The sequence below is a fragment of the Pedobacter psychrodurus genome (assembly GCF_004331735.1).
In the GTDB taxonomy this organism is placed as follows: Bacteria; Bacteroidota; Bacteroidia; order Sphingobacteriales; family Sphingobacteriaceae; genus Pedobacter; species Pedobacter psychrodurus.
In genome coordinates, this window is the sequence record NZ_SJSO01000009.1 from 80,837 (window position 1) to 97,232 (window position 16,396).

Annotated in this window: 13 protein-coding genes and 1 other RNA gene; 9 read left to right on the plus strand and 5 right to left on the minus strand. The window is 42.7% G+C overall.

The annotated features are described in order from the left end of the window. Positions 1 to 77 precede the first annotated feature (77 nt). From ssrA to EZ456_RS12970, 6 genes are all read left to right on the plus strand, one after another. Positions 78 to 443, plus strand: a transfer-messenger RNA (tmRNA) gene (gene ssrA / locus EZ456_RS12945). 240 nt (positions 444 to 683) lie between these two features. Next, the gene (locus EZ456_RS12950; protein ID WP_131530770.1) at positions 684 to 1,028 is read left to right on the plus strand and encodes an Arm DNA-binding domain-containing protein; all 345 of its coding nucleotides are present in this window, start codon (positions 684 to 686) and stop codon (positions 1,026 to 1,028) included. Positions 1,029 to 1,497: 469 nt separating this feature from the next. After that, positions 1,498 to 1,758, plus strand: a complete 261-nt coding sequence (locus EZ456_RS12955; protein ID WP_131530772.1) for a hypothetical protein — start codon at positions 1,498 to 1,500, stop codon at positions 1,756 to 1,758. Between the two features lie 336 nt (positions 1,759 to 2,094). Beyond that, positions 2,095 to 3,753: a DUF3472 domain-containing protein gene (locus tag EZ456_RS12960; RefSeq protein WP_131530773.1), complete on the plus strand. Its 1,659-nt coding sequence runs from the start codon at positions 2,095 to 2,097 to the stop codon at positions 3,751 to 3,753. 1,096 nt (positions 3,754 to 4,849) lie between these two features. Further along, positions 4,850 to 5,578, plus strand: coding sequence for a hypothetical protein (locus EZ456_RS12965; RefSeq protein WP_131530775.1), 729 nt, complete (start codon positions 4,850 to 4,852; stop codon positions 5,576 to 5,578). A 56-nt stretch (positions 5,579 to 5,634) separates the two neighbouring features. Next, positions 5,635 to 5,877 carry a hexameric tyrosine-coordinated heme protein gene (locus EZ456_RS12970; RefSeq protein WP_131530777.1) on the plus strand — a complete coding sequence of 81 codons (243 nt, stop codon included), beginning with the start codon at positions 5,635 to 5,637 and terminating at the stop codon, positions 5,875 to 5,877. Positions 5,878 to 5,894: 17 nt separating this feature from the next. Here the strand turns inward: EZ456_RS12970 and EZ456_RS12975 are convergent, their stop codons facing one another. After that, positions 5,895 to 7,280 carry a sigma-54-dependent transcriptional regulator gene (locus EZ456_RS12975; RefSeq protein WP_131530950.1) on the minus strand — a complete coding sequence of 462 codons (1,386 nt, stop codon included), beginning with the start codon at positions 7,278 to 7,280 and terminating at the stop codon, positions 5,895 to 5,897. Between the two features lie 285 nt (positions 7,281 to 7,565). On the opposite strand from EZ456_RS12975, the gene EZ456_RS12980 reads away from it, so the two are divergent. Together EZ456_RS12980 and EZ456_RS12985 are read left to right on the plus strand one after the other, a co-directional pair. Then, positions 7,566 to 8,573, plus strand: a complete 1,008-nt coding sequence (locus EZ456_RS12980) for an alpha/beta hydrolase (RefSeq protein ID WP_131530779.1) — start codon at positions 7,566 to 7,568, stop codon at positions 8,571 to 8,573. A 31-nt stretch (positions 8,574 to 8,604) separates the two neighbouring features. Further along, positions 8,605 to 9,387 (plus strand): alpha/beta hydrolase, encoded by a 783-nt coding sequence (locus EZ456_RS12985; RefSeq protein ID WP_131530781.1) that lies wholly within the window; start codon positions 8,605 to 8,607, stop codon positions 9,385 to 9,387. Positions 9,388 to 9,418: 31 nt separating this feature from the next. Here EZ456_RS12985 and EZ456_RS12990 read toward each other — a convergent pair whose 3' ends face one another. Next, positions 9,419 to 11,545, minus strand: a complete 2,127-nt coding sequence (locus EZ456_RS12990; RefSeq protein ID WP_205945086.1) for a sigma-54 interaction domain-containing protein — start codon at positions 11,543 to 11,545, stop codon at positions 9,419 to 9,421. Between the two features lie 37 nt (positions 11,546 to 11,582). Then, positions 11,583 to 11,840, minus strand: coding sequence for a hypothetical protein (locus EZ456_RS12995; RefSeq protein ID WP_131530783.1), 258 nt, complete (start codon positions 11,838 to 11,840; stop codon positions 11,583 to 11,585). A gap of 253 nt (positions 11,841 to 12,093) precedes the next feature. On the opposite strand from EZ456_RS12995, the gene EZ456_RS13000 reads away from it, so the two are divergent. Next, positions 12,094 to 12,951: an alpha/beta fold hydrolase gene (locus EZ456_RS13000; RefSeq protein WP_131530785.1), complete on the plus strand. Its 858-nt coding sequence runs from the start codon at positions 12,094 to 12,096 to the stop codon at positions 12,949 to 12,951. A 38-nt stretch (positions 12,952 to 12,989) separates the two neighbouring features. On the opposite strand, the gene EZ456_RS13005 is transcribed toward EZ456_RS13000, so the two are convergent. Then, positions 12,990 to 14,039: an aldo/keto reductase gene (locus EZ456_RS13005; protein WP_131530787.1), complete on the minus strand. Its 1,050-nt coding sequence runs from the start codon at positions 14,037 to 14,039 to the stop codon at positions 12,990 to 12,992. 145 nt (positions 14,040 to 14,184) lie between these two features. Beyond that, positions 14,185 to 16,353, minus strand: a complete 2,169-nt coding sequence (locus EZ456_RS13010; RefSeq protein ID WP_225876534.1) for a BamA/TamA family outer membrane protein — start codon at positions 16,351 to 16,353, stop codon at positions 14,185 to 14,187. Between the last annotated feature and the right edge of the window lie 43 nt (positions 16,354 to 16,396).

Consider the following 16,396-nt stretch of genomic DNA (forward strand, 5'->3'; position numbering starts at 1 on the left):
CAGCTATTATTTGGCATTTTATTTGTATATTTGCAGTTCGGTTTACAAACTGATTACTTAAAACTGTAAACTAAAAAGGGGCCGTTCTTGGATTTGACAGGGTGGCGAAGGTTATGTTAGCATGCAGTGCGTTGTACGGAGAGCACTTAAAGTGAACGTTCACATTTTAGTTGGCGAAAATACTTACGCCTTAGCTGCTTAGTTTAGAACTAACTAGCTTTTGTCCCTCTAACTGCTGCATTGTTGGGTTAGAATCTGGGGCATCGAAACAACAAAGCTGGCTTTAAGGAGATACGACTTAAAGTGAGATAAAGTATCTAAGGATTTAAATAAGGTCGGTTTTCAGCCCGTTTATTTCCCGAAAATCAATTGAAAAATAAGCATGTAGAAGGTATAATTTATCTCACAACTGGACAAGGGTTCGACTCCCTTCGGCTCCACTGGAATCAGTAACAAAATTCACCAAAAAACACTAAAAGCCTGCAAATCAATGATTTGCAGGCTTTTTTTTTGTATTTATTGGCTTTTTTGGCCAAATAACGCATATGCGAGGTGCGTCAAACAAAAAAATCTGATGCACCGAATTTGATGATAACTATCTGTAATACAACTATTTTACCACGCAAAAATCTTGACTTTTTTTGATTGCAATCTTAACTTTTTTCACCTTTAAGATTACTTTTATGAAAAGAAATTTCAGTTTACTTTTCTTTCTGAAAGGAAAAACAGATCAGGAAGGTAACTCCTTTATCTACATGAGGATTACAATTGAAAAAAAACGTGTCGATCTTGCAACTGGCAAACAATGTGCAAAGACCGACTGGTTAAACGGAAAGGTCATTGGAAATTCAGCACTGGCAAAAGCTACTAACCTCTATCTTAAGCAACTGGAATCCAGGCTGCATGATGATCCCGTAAATTTTGAAATCATATTGAATTCTGAAGGATTGGAGGCGATTAATTTGATGCAGGTCCCCAAGCTTATATTTTATTACCAGGAGCGGTATTTCTGCCAGCCATCGGTATAAAAACCGACAGTCCCTGAATAACAAAGACTTTTCTTAAAGAACCCTTAAATCTATAAATCTTTACCATGTCCTATATGTTTTTAATGCCTTGCAGGGCTAAAGCCAGTGTTTCAGGAATCATACCTACCTGGTTTTTTTCTTTGATTTTAATAGCGCTCGCTGTCCCAGCCTTCTGCCAGAATATTCCCCCAGCCTCCAGTAGTGCCTGGGGATGTAAATTGGGCAACAATGTGTACTATGACTGGGGAGGTACAAGCAATATATCAGGTGGGATAACCCATTATCACTTTGTTTCGACGGGAAGGTATATCCAATGGGACAACTTCTATGCATTGCAGCCCGACTATCCGTGTGTCCGTTTTAACAATACCTCGCCTGCCAACCAGAGCTGTCGGTCAACGGTGCCATCGAGATCAGGGGTAGTTTTCAAACCAGTGCTCTATATTGTCCTTTTGACAATAACATTGCTATGCTTTCCTTGGGTGCATTCCCGTTCTTCGCGCATTTATATCACTCGGAAAGAAAGGCCGTTGATAAAGTCAGTTCCGCACCGGATAATACCTTCGGTCAACAACAGTTTTGTCTGTTTCTTTCCGAAGAAAAAGGCAGCCTTACGGATACAGATCAGTGTCCCAAAGATAAATATACTATGGCCATTTTCGTCGGTGGCGGACAAACCCATTCGATTGATCCCATTCCACCTGTTTTAAAATCCCTTCAAAAAAAATAACATCCTGGCTGATGGTGATAAAAGTAAGTACAGATAACCTCATAGCTTCATCCATGCGGTACAAAAATGAATAAAGCGCAAACGTTTGATTGTTTAAAAAACTGCCGGTACGGTCTGCTATAACACTTTTTAGCGTAAAAAAAACATCGTGCCTGTTTTTAAATCGTAAAAAAGAACCCATAAGACCCAATCTGGGATACAGTTCATAATATTTGCACAAAAAAACAACAGTTGGCACCAATTCAACAACTCAATCGTTTGCGTGGAGAAAAAAAAATCCGGTCATATTTTAATAACTAACTTGGAAACAACTTAAAAAACCTAACCTTAACAACCATGAAATCAACCATTTTACTGAGATGGCCATTGCTTGCCATCCTCATTATTCTCTCTACCTTTGGTGCCTGTCAAAAAGCTATGGTCACTGAAAGTCCCAGACTATCAAAAACGCCGCTGGCAGTTGCCAATACAGCACTTGCCAGTTCAGAAAACGCCGCTCCCTCAGAGCACATCTATTTCACTTTTCCATCCGATGCTATCGTTAAACTCCATAAGGTAAAAATTACCCAGTCGGCTAATGCCGAATATTTCTCTGTGCACAATTTCAGCGGGGGTTACGCAGGACTGCAACAGACTCCCGATAATTCTTTCGGAACCCCGAACATTTTGATTTCCTCTCTTTGGGATCCCAATACCGCCGGAGGGGTTTTCTCGGAAGTGGCCTACACGGGACCAGGAACGACCAGCAGCAGGTTCGGTGGTGAGGGCGACGGGTATAAAACGATCAACCCATATCAATGGTCGCTCAACACCTGGTATAATGTTGCCCTCAGGGCCTGGAAACTCAACAGCAAGCTCTATATCGGAACCTTTATACAGAACATGTCAACGGGTGTCTGGTTCCATACTTCCACACTGGCTATCCCTGAACGAACAACATTTCTAGGTTCGAGTAATGATGCCTTTTTAGAGAACTGGACAGGATACAACACAGCCTACGATGGCAGTTTCATCAGAAAGGCTTTCTTTAAAGATTGCTGGAATCTCAATACGGCAAATGCATGGCAAAAACATACCGCCAGGAGTTTCAGTGCAAATGCCGGTGACCAGGGCAGGAACGGTATATATGATAAGGCTTTCAACTCTGGATATGATGCCACAGAAGATGCTTATTTTATGGAACACGGAGGCAACGTACAGCCAAGTGCAGGATTTGGTACAGGCCGAATATTAGCCCTCCCCGCACAGACCAACCAGGGAAGTGCGCCAGCACTTACCATTGGTGAGGTACAGTCTGCAAGTGCCATTAGTAATGGCACTTCGGTAACGGTAAACTGGCAGAACAACTCATCTAAAAGTCCACAACTATCCTCAAAAGTAGAATTGTTGAATTCTTCAGGCACCGTTATCAATACAACAGAGGAAACATTGCCCCAAAAAAGAACGGCTACGATCAGCACAACTTTAGGATCAGGAAGTTATTCTGTCAGGATTACCCTTACCGACATCTTCAATCAGACTTCCAGCGCTTTTTCTGTACCGGTATCTACGGGTATTTCCGGAAGTACCTTTTACAAAATAAAAAATGCGGCAAGCAGTCTTTACCTCGCCATAGAAAATAACAGCACTGCCAATGGCACCTTTCTGGTCCAAGCGACAAGCGCCACAGGCAATGGACAGAAATGGAAATTTAATACTCAGGGAAGTTCATATGTAATCGTCAACGCCAACAGTAATAAGGCGCTGGATATTTCTGGGGGAACGCAGACGCTAAACGGAAATATTATCCAATATACCCTTAGCAATGGTGCTAACCAGCTATGGAATCTGGTTCCGGTAGCTGCTAACAAATATGTGATCCAGAGCAATCTTTCAAATCATTACGTATTGGATAATCCGGGCAGTACAACTACAGGCGGAACCAAAATCGTCCAATATAGTATCAACGGAAGTACAGGTTCTTCAAACCAGCAATGGATATTGGAAGCGCAATAACTTTTCAACATTATGTTTGAAAGGGGAATTTATCAAAATGAAAAATCAAAAACAGATTTTAATTTGAGGCGCTTCTCGAAAGCGCAAGAAATGACCAGTCCTGAAAATTAGATACAGGATTAATAATAAAATAAAAATTACATTTTAATTAGCAGCCAGTTCTTTCTGGTTGCTAATTTTTCGTTTATAAGTTTTGATTTTACCATGCATATACTTTGGTGTATTCATAAAGCATACATGGTGTGGCCTAATATCATTATAAATATTAATGCTTCAGAAACTATTTTTTTCATTTCAGAAATTTGGACTCCTTCCCTAATTAAAATAAATTCTCGTTTTAAAATTCCATTCACCCGCTCAGCCACAGCATTCCTTTATGGATCGTAGCTTTCGGTCATGCAGCATCTGATGTTATTTTTTATCAGTATTCCTTATAAAAGTATTGCAAGCCCTGTCGGAGTGATGGATTAGCGTGTTCATAATTGAATTTTGCTGCCCAACCTAATTTAAACAATATTTTTTTTGCCAAAGCCTTTTGTATGTTATCAGGTAATTCAGCACCTTTAATCATTAAGATTTTGCATTTAAAAGTAAAGGTGAGTTATTGGTTCCTCAAAGCTAATCAAAAAACACAACATACTGACTTACAGATAAATAAATCGAGAGGTTCGACTCCCTTCGGATCCTTTGTGGAACACCGAAGTGGTAAAAATATCAGAAGCAAATACTTAATCCATCTTTTTTCAACTGTTCTAGTATTATTGATTGCTATTTTTTATATATAAATCAGTCCAAACCCCAGGGCTTAATAAACAATTTCGCTAATTGTTTAAATGCAACCATTCAGCAAAAAGTGTTAATATGCGCAAAAAGCTATATAACAGCACCTTAACAAATAGGCATAATATTAGTATCCTTCTACCGAATACAACATTCATTTTGCCATGAAAGAAATATTGGCATGATAATCTGCATTTAATGGATTATTCAAATATGGTTCAATGACAACAGGCAATAACCAGCCGGTGTCGATAGAAAAAATAGAAGACGATAAAGAATCAATTTTAAAACAAATAAATATCAAAAAAAACAGATCATGAAAAGAACCCTATTCATTACTTTACTGGCTATTTCAGCTTTTAATGCATGGTCCTGCGATAAATGCAGGGATTTTGCCAAATCAGAGGACTTCAATATCAAGGCGGCAAAAATTGTACACAACAAAGCCTTTGGTACACTGGAATTCGAGATTACCGTTGCCGGCAAAGCAGGTGGCACAACACCCAGCCCAATCGGTAAATTTGATATGGCACCGGTTTTGGGTTATGTCTTTCCCACAACACTTAAAGCTGAAGATATTGGATTCAGCTCCACTGAAGGAATTGTAGCAATGGCACTCACCTCCCATCCGGATTTTGACGATACACCTTTATGGGACGAAAATATGGACAAACGTTTCGATAACGACGGGATAGTCTGGCATCCCCACTGGGTAATACTGGTAAAAGATAGCCGTGTGCCAGGGGGATTCTCGGTCAAAGAACACAAAAAAGCCGAACAGGTGACCAAGCCCAAAACCGCAGCAGATATGCCCATGTATATGGATTCCCCGGGATATCCGGTAGCTACCGAAGGCAAAGTGATCAGGTTAAGCGTACCCGCATACCACGTTAATAATGTAACCAGTTTTAAATTCGATGTGCTTACCTGTTACATGCAGATCAGTGCACCCGCAGATGGGGGAATGGATAAACCTATGCTGGGCGTTTACAATGTTTTCCAGATTTTATCAAAAGACCTCTCCTTGCCCTACCAGGTAAAGTAATAGTTAAAGGGAGCATGAAACAACATGTTCCCATTTCAAAAACTTAAAAACCGAATATGTCCAATACGATCGACCTTATCCCCGGCAACACCTTAATTACAGATTCACCTTTGGAAGGACGGATATTGGCTATAAAGATGGCCCGCTTGATCATTAAAGCAACCCAGCCAGATGACCAGATCCGGGACAAATTAAGAGATATTTATGCAAGAGATGCGGGCATGCTCATTTCGATCGGCCATACTGTAGCCATCGAGTTTGCAACGATTGCAGCAGCCAACAACTATTGGAAAAAGTAACACCATGTTACCATTTCTCAGCGCAGTACATTTTCCTTTTTTATGCCAAGCTTTTTCATCCGGGAAACCAGCGTGGAGTAAGGCAGATTGAGCAGTTCGGCCGCGCCACCTGGCCCGGCGATCTTGCCTTTACAGATTTTTAGGACATGTACAATATGCTCGACCTCGTTCTGCTCCATCGTTTTTATGCCCACGGAGGTAATTTCTTTCACAGGCGGAACGTCCTCAAAGATCGGTAAGAGCACACTTGTAATTATTTTCCCCGGAGAGAGCAGGATACTCCTTTCGATAAGGTGCTCCAGTTCCCTGATGTTCCCGGGCCAGTTATAGTTCATCAGTGTCTTCATCGCCTCATCCGATATGCGCTCGATATCTTTGCCAAGCTTTGGGGCATAATGCGAAATAAAATGTGCAACCAGAACCGGAATATCATCTTTTCTTGTCCTCAAAGGTGGCACGGCAATCGGAAAAACATTCAGCCGGTAGAAGAGATCCATCCTGAATTTGCCGTTGGCGACTTCTGTCTCCAGGTTACGGTTTGTTGCTGCAACGATCCTGATATCAACTTTGATCGTGTTTTTACCACCTACACGCTCAATCTCTTTTTCCTGTAGCACGCGCAATAGTTTCACCTGAAGATCGAGCGGAAGCTCTCCCACCTCATCCAAAAAGATAGTGCCGGTATCTGCCTGCTCAAATTTCCCTATGCGCCTATCATAAGCACCGGTAAAGGCTCCTTTTTCATGTCCGAAAAGCTCAGATTCAATCAGCGATGCAGGAAGTGCGGCACAGTTGACCTTAATTAAAGGCCTGCTTTTTCGCAGTGACTGTGCATGTAGGCTATCCACCAACCGTTCCTTTCCAGTACCGCTTTCACCTAAGATCAGTACGGATGTATCGGTGGGTGCCACCAGTTTGATATGGTTGAACACGGTATTCAGTGCCTGGCTCTTTCCGATTATCCCCTCAAAATCCCTGTGCTGTACAAAAGCATCCTTGGCAACATGTTCACTCCTGAATTTAAGCTTTAGTTTTTGTTCATGCAAGTAGTTTGCAATATCTATCGTCACAAGCACATCCTTTTCCCTGAAAGGTTTGACCAGAAAACCGTATGGTTCAGTTTTTTTTGCCTCTGCAAGTATATCCTTGTTAGAATTCGCAGAAAGATAAACAAAGGCGATATTTTTTTCCTTTAACACTTTCGCCAGATCGATCCCCGTCAGTTTCCCTTTAAGGAAGATATCGAGCAATACCAGATCAGGCTTTTCTCTTTCAATAATTTCAAGCGCTTTGGTTACATAACCGGCGATATCGCAAACGTAATAACCTGCCCGATGAAGGATCATCTCAAGGTTATTGGCCTCTACAAATTCATCTTCAACAATTAGTATACGTTTCTTCATCATCTTTAGGTCTGTTTAGGCAGTTTGGGATCAAAAATAGGGTTCGGTTCACTAAAGCTACGACAAAAATTTAATTCAACAAAAAATCATAACCACCTCATTACCAAAACACTCTAACTCAACAAGAAACAATCTGCCAGAATATTTTCCATTTCGATAATTATTGATATTCCGACAGAAATCCCAAAACAGAACAAACCACAAAACACTCAATTACAACAAGTTAAACAAACGGCATATCCTTGGCATATCCGTGCCTATCCAACAAAAAAAAAGAAAAAAACAATGAACATTACAGCCACACAAAACCAGTTTATACCGTCGGTTTCTGCTGACAGCGCGCTTTCAAAAGAAACAAAAGTTTTTTTGAACGCCCTGAACAGTTCGGGCAGCCAGCCTATAGAATCCCTGGCTCCAGTAGCTGCCAGACAAGTTCTTGTCGGCGCCCAGGCATCAAAAACGGTAGATCTCTCTGGCATCAGCGAATCTGAACTGATCATTAATGCTGATGGCTACCAGATTGCCCTCAACATTGTAAAACCAGAGGGTTCCACAGCAGAACTACCGGCATTTATTTTCATACATGGCGGCGGCTGGGTACTTGGCGATTACCCAACTCATAAACGCATGGTGAGAGACCTGGTGATACTATCAGGCTGCAGCGGCATTTTCATCAATTACACTCCCGCACCCGATGCGCAGTATCCCAGACAACCTGATGAAATTTTTGCGGCCACTAAATGGATTGCGAAACACGGGCATGAAATAGGCATTGATGGCAAACGACTGGCATTGGTAGGAAACAGCGCAGGGGGAAATATGGCGACAGTAACCGCATTGAAATCAAAAGAAAACGATGGCCCTGAAATAAAACTTCAGATCTTATTCTGGCCGACGGTAAACAGCGATTTTGAAACCGGTTCATACAGGCGATATGGACAGGAAAGGTTTCTTACCACGCCACTCATCACCTGGATGTACGAGAATTATATCCCTGACCATGAACAGAGAAAGGAGATCTATGCAGCACCGTTACTGGCCACCAAAGATCAGCTTACGGGCCTCCCGCCCACGCTGATACAGGTCGGTGAGGCTGATATTTTTTATGATGAGTGTCTGGCATACGGACGTAAACTCGATGAAGCCGGTGTCAGGGTAACGACAATGGTCTATGCCGGGGCAATTCACGATTTCGGTCTGCTAAACCCCTTATCTGATACCCCACAATCAAAGTCCCTCTTCCTACACGCCGCAGCTGAACTTAAAGCATACCTCAAACCAGAGATTTCTTAAACATCAAAAGAAAGATCATAAAAAAAACAGAATGAAATCGATAAAATCAAAAACAGTCGTTTTTGTAACCGGGGCGTTCGTGAGCCACATTGGCTGGGACAAATGGGTTACCTATTTTGAAAGCAAAGGTTATAAGGCCATTGCACCCTCCTGGCCCTTTAAGGAAGATCCTCCGGCAGAAATCAGGAAAAGGCAGCCTGATGCCAGAATTGCTTCATTGAACCTGACGCAGGTGGTGGACAATTATGCTAACATCATCAATGCCTTACCAGAGAAACCCATTATCATCGGCCATTCATTGGGCGGCCTCATTACCCAGCTATTGGTTCAGCGAGGGCTGGCTGATGCAGCAGTGATATATCACTCGGTTCCGCCGCAGGGCGTACTGTCTTTTAAATGGTCTTTTTTAAAAGGGGTAACGCCTTCATTGGGGCTTTTCACTTCGGCAGACAAAACCTATCTGATGTCTTTTAAACACTGGCAGTATACTTTTACAAACGGTATGCCTTTGGCCTATCAACAGGAAATGTACAACAAACTGGTGATACCTGAATCAAAACGGGCAGCAAGGGGCGCACTGTCCAGCCAAGGGAAAGTAGATTTTAAAAGACCGCACGTGCCTTTATTGTTCCTTTCGGGTACCAAAGACAACATTATACCGCCATCTTTGAACTATACCAATTTCAAAAAATATAGCCACACAGGCTCGATCAGGGAGTATAAAGAATATCCTGACAAAAACCATCTGGCAATGGACCACGCCAACTGGCGGGAAGAAACAGACTTTATTATTGACTGGCTTAACAATCACTAAACTAAAAGCCCTGCGGAGGGGCTTTTAGTTTTTAACCCTTCCCAACGGAAACAACTTTTTCCTTAACAATGCCTAGTTTGGCTATCTTGGAGTTAAGCGTAGAGACAGGGACACCAAGTTTGACTGCAGCACCATGCGGCCCAAAAACCTTCCCTCCACACCTATTGAGTACATTTAAGATATGCTCCCGCTCGTTTTCATCTATTGTTTTGATATGGTCATGGCCTGCTTTCTTTTCATTGCCCCTATTCTGCGTAATGGAAAAATGGATTTCTTTGATCACCGGTCCCGGTGAAAGCAGCACGCTCCGCTCCATCAGATGCTCAAGCTCCCTTACATTACCTGGCCAGTGATAACCTATCAGGTCCTGGAGAACTTTCTCACTGAATGTGGCCACGTTTTTGCCCGTTTTTTTCGCAAACTTTTCAATAAAAAAATTAGCCAGGCCATGGATATCTCCCTTTCTGCTCCTCAAAGGCGGCAAGGTAATGGGGAAAACGTTCAGGCGGTAATAAAGATCGCTTCTGAACATCCCGTTGGCAACCTCTTTTAGCAAGTCACGGTTGGTGGCGGCGATAACCCTTACATCTACCTTTATGCCCCCCTTACCTCCGATCCGCTCAATTTCCCGTTCCTGCAGTACACGCAGTAATTTAACCTGCAGGTCCAATGGCATTTCTCCAACTTCATCGAGGAATATGGTCCCTTGATGGGCCAGTTCGAATTTACCTGTCCGTCTTTCCATAGCGCCTGTAAAACTCCCTTTTTCATGCCCAAAAAGTTCGCTTTCGATGAGATTGGCGGGCAGGGCGGCGCAGTTTACCTTGATCATCAGTTTTTCCTTTCTTTTTGAATTTCCATGTATTGCCCTTGCAACAAGCTCTTTGCCTGTACCTGTTTCACCGAGCAAAAGAACCGTGCTATCTGTTGGGGATACCTGACTGATCATCCGGAAAACTTCAGCCATCTCTTCACCTGAGCCAATGATCTCACTATGGTTATTGTCTGTTTCGATCTCATTCTGAAGATATGATTTTTCTTCCATGAGCTTGAGCCTATAACCATCAATTTCCTTTAACTGGTCCTCTATTTTTTCATTGGCCAGTATATTTGATAAGGCAATGGAAAGCTGCACTACCGTTCCGCTAAAAAGGCTGCTATAAAACACATCAAATGTCTCGGCCTTTTCAGGCTCTATCCACAGTACGCCGATCGGTTCGCTGTAGCGCGTCAGTGCAATGCCGATAACGGTCCTGATTCCTATCCCGTGCCAAAACCTGATATACCCCGGTACATCCTTGCGCGTGAGCAGCGCTGCGATATTGAAAATAAAAGGTTTGTCCGAAACCATAAACACATCAAAAACCCCATCATTGATGTCAAATTTAGTATTCAGCGCCTTGGTAAATTCCGGCATTCTGATGTAGTCTGCATCTAAGTTATAGATAAATCCACCATGGGTTTTTCCATTCTCGTGGATCACAGAAATCACATAATCCCTGATGTTGCAGAGTTTTTTCAGCTGGTCATTGATGATGGCATTCAGGTCATGCTTGGTCCTCACTGCGGCCATGCTGTTACTAAAGGACAGCAATATTTCCTTCTCTTCTTCCCGCTGTTTGATTTCCTCCAGATAAATGATGTTTGATACGGCAACGGCAATCTGGTTAACTGCTCCCAAAACCAGACTGAGCATCCCTTTATCCTGATCTAAAGGTTTTTCCAGGTAAAACTTGACCAGCCCGAATTTTTCGCCCGCCTGTTGCAGCACCACACAGACCACCTGCACGATACCTGAATCACGAAAGATCTTCACTTCCCAGCGGCTCAAGGCTAAGGGCGCATCCCCAAGATCAAGAACTATCGGGCCCTGATCTTCTGCGGGCCCTAAGAGCATTTCCCATCTGACCGTTGAACCGGTGGTAATAAAACTATCATAATCCGGATGCCGCCTTAAATTATCCCCGGGATCCGACACAAAATTTTCGGATACCTTCTCTGGATTGTTAAAAGTAAATATGGTAAAGCCGGTAAAGCCTAAAAGTGGTTTGATCCTGTTATTGATTAAATGGACAAGCGCTTCCTTGCCTTTGATATTGGCGATATCGGTACTTACTGATAACAGGATATTGCATTGCTGATCAGAAAAAACGGTCATAACTTGTATTGGTTATCGTGTGAACAAATCATTATTTCTATCTATTACCGCAGAAAACAACATCAGCCATTAATAGTCCCTGTTCACCAGTAAAGGTTTCTACTGTATAAACATATTTTTGGCAACAGCTCAACTGATCAAAACCCTGCGCAGCCAGCCTAAGCTCAACCGCTTCACTGAGAAAGAACGAATTGCTTTGTATGCAGAGCACCCCGTAATCGGCCGTTATTGCAAAATCGAGATGATATCCCCTGGCATGCAGATCGATAACCTGTTTGGTTAAAAGGCTGTTCATGTTGATAATTTTATCAAGCAGGAGTTAAACATCATGCCAAATAGATAAACAACTAAAAAACAATCAGTTACAGAATACACAAACTGCTCATTTATCGAAATATCGCTAATCTTTGATCAGGTTATATATCCAACGGATACTTTAACGGAATACCGCTAAACAGAAAAACCAACAAAACACAACGAATTGATTAACAGCAACATAAACAATCGGCATAAGAATTGGGAGGCATTGTGAAAATTAAAACCGAAACATGAAAACAATTAAAGAACCACAGTTAACTGCCGTTGAAATCCCTAACCAATATATCCAGGCGGGAAAGAACAAAATTGCCTACCGTAGCCTTGGCGAGGGAAAAGCCATCCTGCTCTGCAATAGGTTCAGGGGAATTTTAGACACCTGGGACCCCCTGTTTTTGGACAATCTTGCGAAAAAACACCAGGTAATCATTTTTGATTATCCGGGAATCGGCCTGTCCACCGGAAGCTTGCCTACCACAAGCCTGGAAGTGGCAATGGAAGTAAAAGCATTTGCGGAGGCATTGAAACTGAAAAAGTTTATCCTCGGCGGATGGTCTTATGGCGGAACCGTTGCCCAGACTTTTGCCGCTCATTTCCCCGAGATGATCTCCCATTTGATCATCATCGGCTCAAATCCACCGGGAGAAAACGGGACGCCGCCGGAACAGGTCTTTTTTGACGCAGCGCTTAAACCGGTAAACGATCTGAATGATGAAATCGTCCTGTTTTTTGAACCGGCCTCGCAGTCAAGCGTGGCGGCCGCAAAAAAATCGAATGAAAGGATAGCAGCCAGAAAAACAGACTTAAGCGTAATGGTGCCGCCGGAACTGTTCAACAATTACTTTATGGGAGGTGCCGATTTCAAAACAGACAGCTATAACTCCAGGGAAAAACTGGCACACACCAAAATCCCGATATTGATCTTAATGGGTGACCACGATCCCAGTTTCCCGGTAGAAAACTGGTTTCCGATCATCAAAACATGGAAAACCTCGCAGTTTATTATCCTGCCGAATTCAGGTCATGGTCCACAGCATGAATATCCAAAACTAGCAAGCAGATATATCGCTGCCTTTACCAAGTTGAGCTAAACTACATCACGCTAAATCGGCAAATTTAGCGTGATGAACTAATATACTTTATGTTTGATTTCTATAGCATTGCCGCCAAAAATACTGTTCTGTTGCTCCGCAATAGTTTCATGTGGACTGCCTAAAGCAACAGCGCTGGCGAGATTGAGCTGATCTATAATCTCCTGTGGCAAAGTAACGGTTAATGCTTTCAGGTAAACATCAAGCTGTGGCAGTGTTCTGGGCCCCACAATCGTGCAGCTGTAAATTCCGTTGCTTTTATCCTTTTGCCTCAACCAGGCCAATGCCAGCTCGGTTACATTGATATTCAATGTTTTCGCAGCATCATCAAGCGCATCTAAAACCTGGCTGGCCTGCTGGCTGTTCTCACCTTTTACCAATACCCCTCCCCAGGCTTTTTTCCTGGATTCTTCAGCAAGGTTTTGATTCCGGTATTTGCCGGTCAATGTACCTCCTGCCAATGGAGACCAGTAGGCAACACCAAGTCCCAACGCATCTGCCATGGGCAACAATTCCCGGTCTGCGGTGCGTTCCAAAAGATTGTATTCGATCTGGATGCCGATTACAGGTGTCCAGCCTTTCATATCGGCAATGAGCGAGGCTACAGCGATGCGCCATGCGGGAAAATTGGAAAATCCACAATATAGGATCTTGCCCGAACGGACCAGATCATCCAAGGCCCGCAAAATTTCCTCGATCGGTGTCTGGTTATCTGAGAAATGCGCCCAATAAATATCCAAACGGTCTGTTTGGAGTCTTTTTAAACTTTGCTCAACAGCATAAACAATATTTTTTCTGCTGTTTCCGGTGGTCTGTACACCAGAGCCACCAGTAGAGAATTTAGAGGCCAGGACAAGATTTTCCCTATTTCCTTTAATAAACCTGCCAAGCAGCTCTTCTGATTCTCCGTATTGGTAGCCATCCGCGGTATCAATAAAATTCCCGCCCATATCGATATACCGTTTGAATATCCGCTCTGCCTCATCTGCCTGGGTACCGTAACCCCAGCGTGTACCAAAATTGCCAGTTCCCAAAACCATTTCAGAAACCCTTAACCCGCATTTCTTTCCAAATATCTTATTGTTCATCACCATTAGAATTAGTTAGACATACTGGGGTACAGCAAAAGACATACCTACATCATAAAACACTAACAGACAATCAGATACATAAATACAGATAAAATATATTGTCGAAATAGCAAAATTTAACCAGTAAATTAGCGGCTTTTCGTTAGTACCTGAAACTCAGACCAAAATAAGGATACCAGCCTTCTTTAGAATAGGCAGCGAGCAAACGGATTACCGTGATCGATGCGGGTGCGAAATAAAAACCGCCTCCCACCCCATGATGCCAAACATCAGATTTTTCGCCACGCTTCCAAACCCTGCCAACATCGTAAAGTCCCACAAGGCCCAATTGCCCGGGCAGAACATAATTCACAAAATCACCAAGTTTAAGCCTCAGCTCAAGGTTGTTGTAAACACTCTGCTCCCCTGCAAACCTGAACTGCCTATACCCCAATAAATTTCCTTGCCCACCCAAAAACTGGGCCTGATAAAAGGCCGGTTTACCTACGCCAATCCCTCCTCCGATCCTTTCAGCAAAAACAAGGTTTCCTTTAGGCCCTATTTTTTGATAATAGCTCAGGCTTGGGTTAAACTGGCCAAAGGAATTGGAATAACCGTTCAGACCTTTGTAACCAACTATTTTTAAATCAAGTAAAATCCCCTTTGATGGCAGTGTACCATTGTTTCTGGTATCAAGGCTGTACTTAAATGTTATTCCCACAAACATCTTGTCCCGGTCTACAGATGCGCTATCTGCAGAATGCGATAAAGAAGGTTCACCAATAAAGCGCCCGGTGTTTTCAGTTGGGTCATACCGGTAATATTGATATGCAAGACCAGCGCTGACCATTGCCTTATTACCTTTCCACCTGATAGCCGGATTTATTTCAAAAAGATTGAAACGGGCACGGTAATAAGAAATGTTATTGCCTGATTCATTGAAAAAGGTCTCATTTCCAAGACCGAAAAAATTCTGCGTATTGCTGGGCGCATAAACATTGGCCTGAATTACCACATCAGCTTTTCCAATGACCTTCAGCCACTCCCCTATATAATTAAATTTAAAGGCCCCTGTGGCAAATGCATACAAAAATGAAAAAGACTGAGAACTTCCATAAGGGACTTTTCTAAACCCTGGCCTGATGAGATTAAGTCCCAATCCAATTGACAGCCCATCATCGTTATTAAAGCCAAAATTTGGAGTGATAAAATGCCTTTTGTATAAATCTTTCGGCAGATATACCAGATTGGCCGAATCGGAAGAAAGATATTTCCTAAGCTTTCCAGAATCAGCGCCACTGTATTCTTGCTTTTTTGAATCGTAAAGTAAAATGCCCTTTTTTGATTTCTCAATACCATATCCCTTCCCTCCATCTCCCCCAATTATCCTCACTTTGATATCTGACGCGGTGTTATTAAATTTCACCCTGTCATTACCATTATGCAGATAAAGCCTGATTTCCCTGGTAATGGCAGGAACAAAATTACGCTGATAGAACAGCTCACCTTTATTTCCCTCTTTTGTGAGCTTAAATACTTTAACCAAAAGGTTTCTGTTTGCACTATCGGCAATCTCTACCAGCTCATTTTTGTCAGTCAGCTCTATATCAACAATGCTGTTGAAGAAATGATAATAACCGTTCATCAGTTTGGGCATATTTTGCCGCCTGCTTTTTAACTGATCAAGCAATTCATTTTTCTTTAACGTATAACCGGGCTCAGGTAGTTTTTTTAATGCTTTTTCAAAAAGTCCGTCTGTCATGAGCCCACAAAATTCTTTGACCACCTCATTCCACTGTTTTTCATCAAGCGCGTTAAACCAGCGGCTGTTGATTTCCCTTCCTTCCCATAAAAACCAGTTGATGTTCCGGATATCCCTTTCATATCCCTGCATCATCGGCAAAAACCAGGAAGACTGGGCATAACGCTGAACTTTACCCTCTGAGCGGTAAAAAACCTGGTCACGGTCTCTTGGGACAGGGATATAACTGATCCCTTTGGGGGACTTTAATGGCTTCCACCTCCACTGGTCATCGTGCCTGTCCCAATCGCCAAGCAACACATCCAAACATTTGAGTTTCAGTAGCAACACTGCGTTTATGGTATTATCATTATCTTCAATAAGTTTCTGGCGCATTTTAGCGGTATTATCAGATTTACCCATAGGCTCCCGTTCCTCCACCAGTGCTACCGTGTTTGCAAAATCCGCGGAGAATTCGCCAAGGTTTGGATCAGAGGCTATCCAGCCGATAACAGGACTGCTGTGCGGAGCACCGATGGCTTCGGCAAAAACAGGTACAACCAAGGCGGAAAAAGGGTGTTGGGCCGACATATTATCTTTGATGATATCCCTTGCAAAAGTTTTCCGCAACGCA

What these genes read in the sequence shown, in the direction of transcription:
- EZ456_RS12960 (WP_131530773.1), top strand. Translation starts at nt 2,095, where the DNA reads ATGAAATCAACCATTTTACTGAGATGGCCATTGCTTGCCATCCTCATT.
- EZ456_RS13000 (WP_131530785.1), top strand. Translation starts at nt 12,094, where the DNA reads ATGAAAACAATTAAAGAACCACAGTTAACTGCCGTTGAAATCCCTAAC.
- EZ456_RS13010 (WP_225876534.1), bottom strand. Translation starts at nt 16,353, where the DNA reads ATGTCGGCCCAACACCCTTTTTCCGCCTTGGTTGTACCTGTTTTTGCC.
- EZ456_RS12980 (WP_131530779.1), top strand. Translation starts at nt 7,566, where the DNA reads ATGAACATTACAGCCACACAAAACCAGTTTATACCGTCGGTTTCTGCT.
- EZ456_RS12950 (WP_131530770.1), top strand. Translation starts at nt 684, where the DNA reads ATGAAAAGAAATTTCAGTTTACTTTTCTTTCTGAAAGGAAAAACAGAT.
- EZ456_RS12975 (WP_131530950.1), bottom strand. Translation starts at nt 7,280, where the DNA reads ATGAAGAAACGTATACTAATTGTTGAAGATGAATTTGTAGAGGCCAAT.
- EZ456_RS12990 (WP_205945086.1), bottom strand. Translation starts at nt 11,545, where the DNA reads ATGACCGTTTTTTCTGATCAGCAATGCAATATCCTGTTATCAGTAAGT.
- EZ456_RS12985 (WP_131530781.1), top strand. Translation starts at nt 8,605, where the DNA reads ATGAAATCGATAAAATCAAAAACAGTCGTTTTTGTAACCGGGGCGTTC.
- EZ456_RS12955 (WP_131530772.1), top strand. Translation starts at nt 1,498, where the DNA reads ATGCTTTCCTTGGGTGCATTCCCGTTCTTCGCGCATTTATATCACTCG.
- EZ456_RS13005 (WP_131530787.1), bottom strand. Translation starts at nt 14,039, where the DNA reads ATGAACAATAAGATATTTGGAAAGAAATGCGGGTTAAGGGTTTCTGAA.
- EZ456_RS12995 (WP_131530783.1), bottom strand. Translation starts at nt 11,840, where the DNA reads ATGAACAGCCTTTTAACCAAACAGGTTATCGATCTGCATGCCAGGGGA.
- EZ456_RS12965 (WP_131530775.1), top strand. Translation starts at nt 4,850, where the DNA reads ATGAAAAGAACCCTATTCATTACTTTACTGGCTATTTCAGCTTTTAAT.
- EZ456_RS12970 (WP_131530777.1), top strand. Translation starts at nt 5,635, where the DNA reads ATGTCCAATACGATCGACCTTATCCCCGGCAACACCTTAATTACAGAT.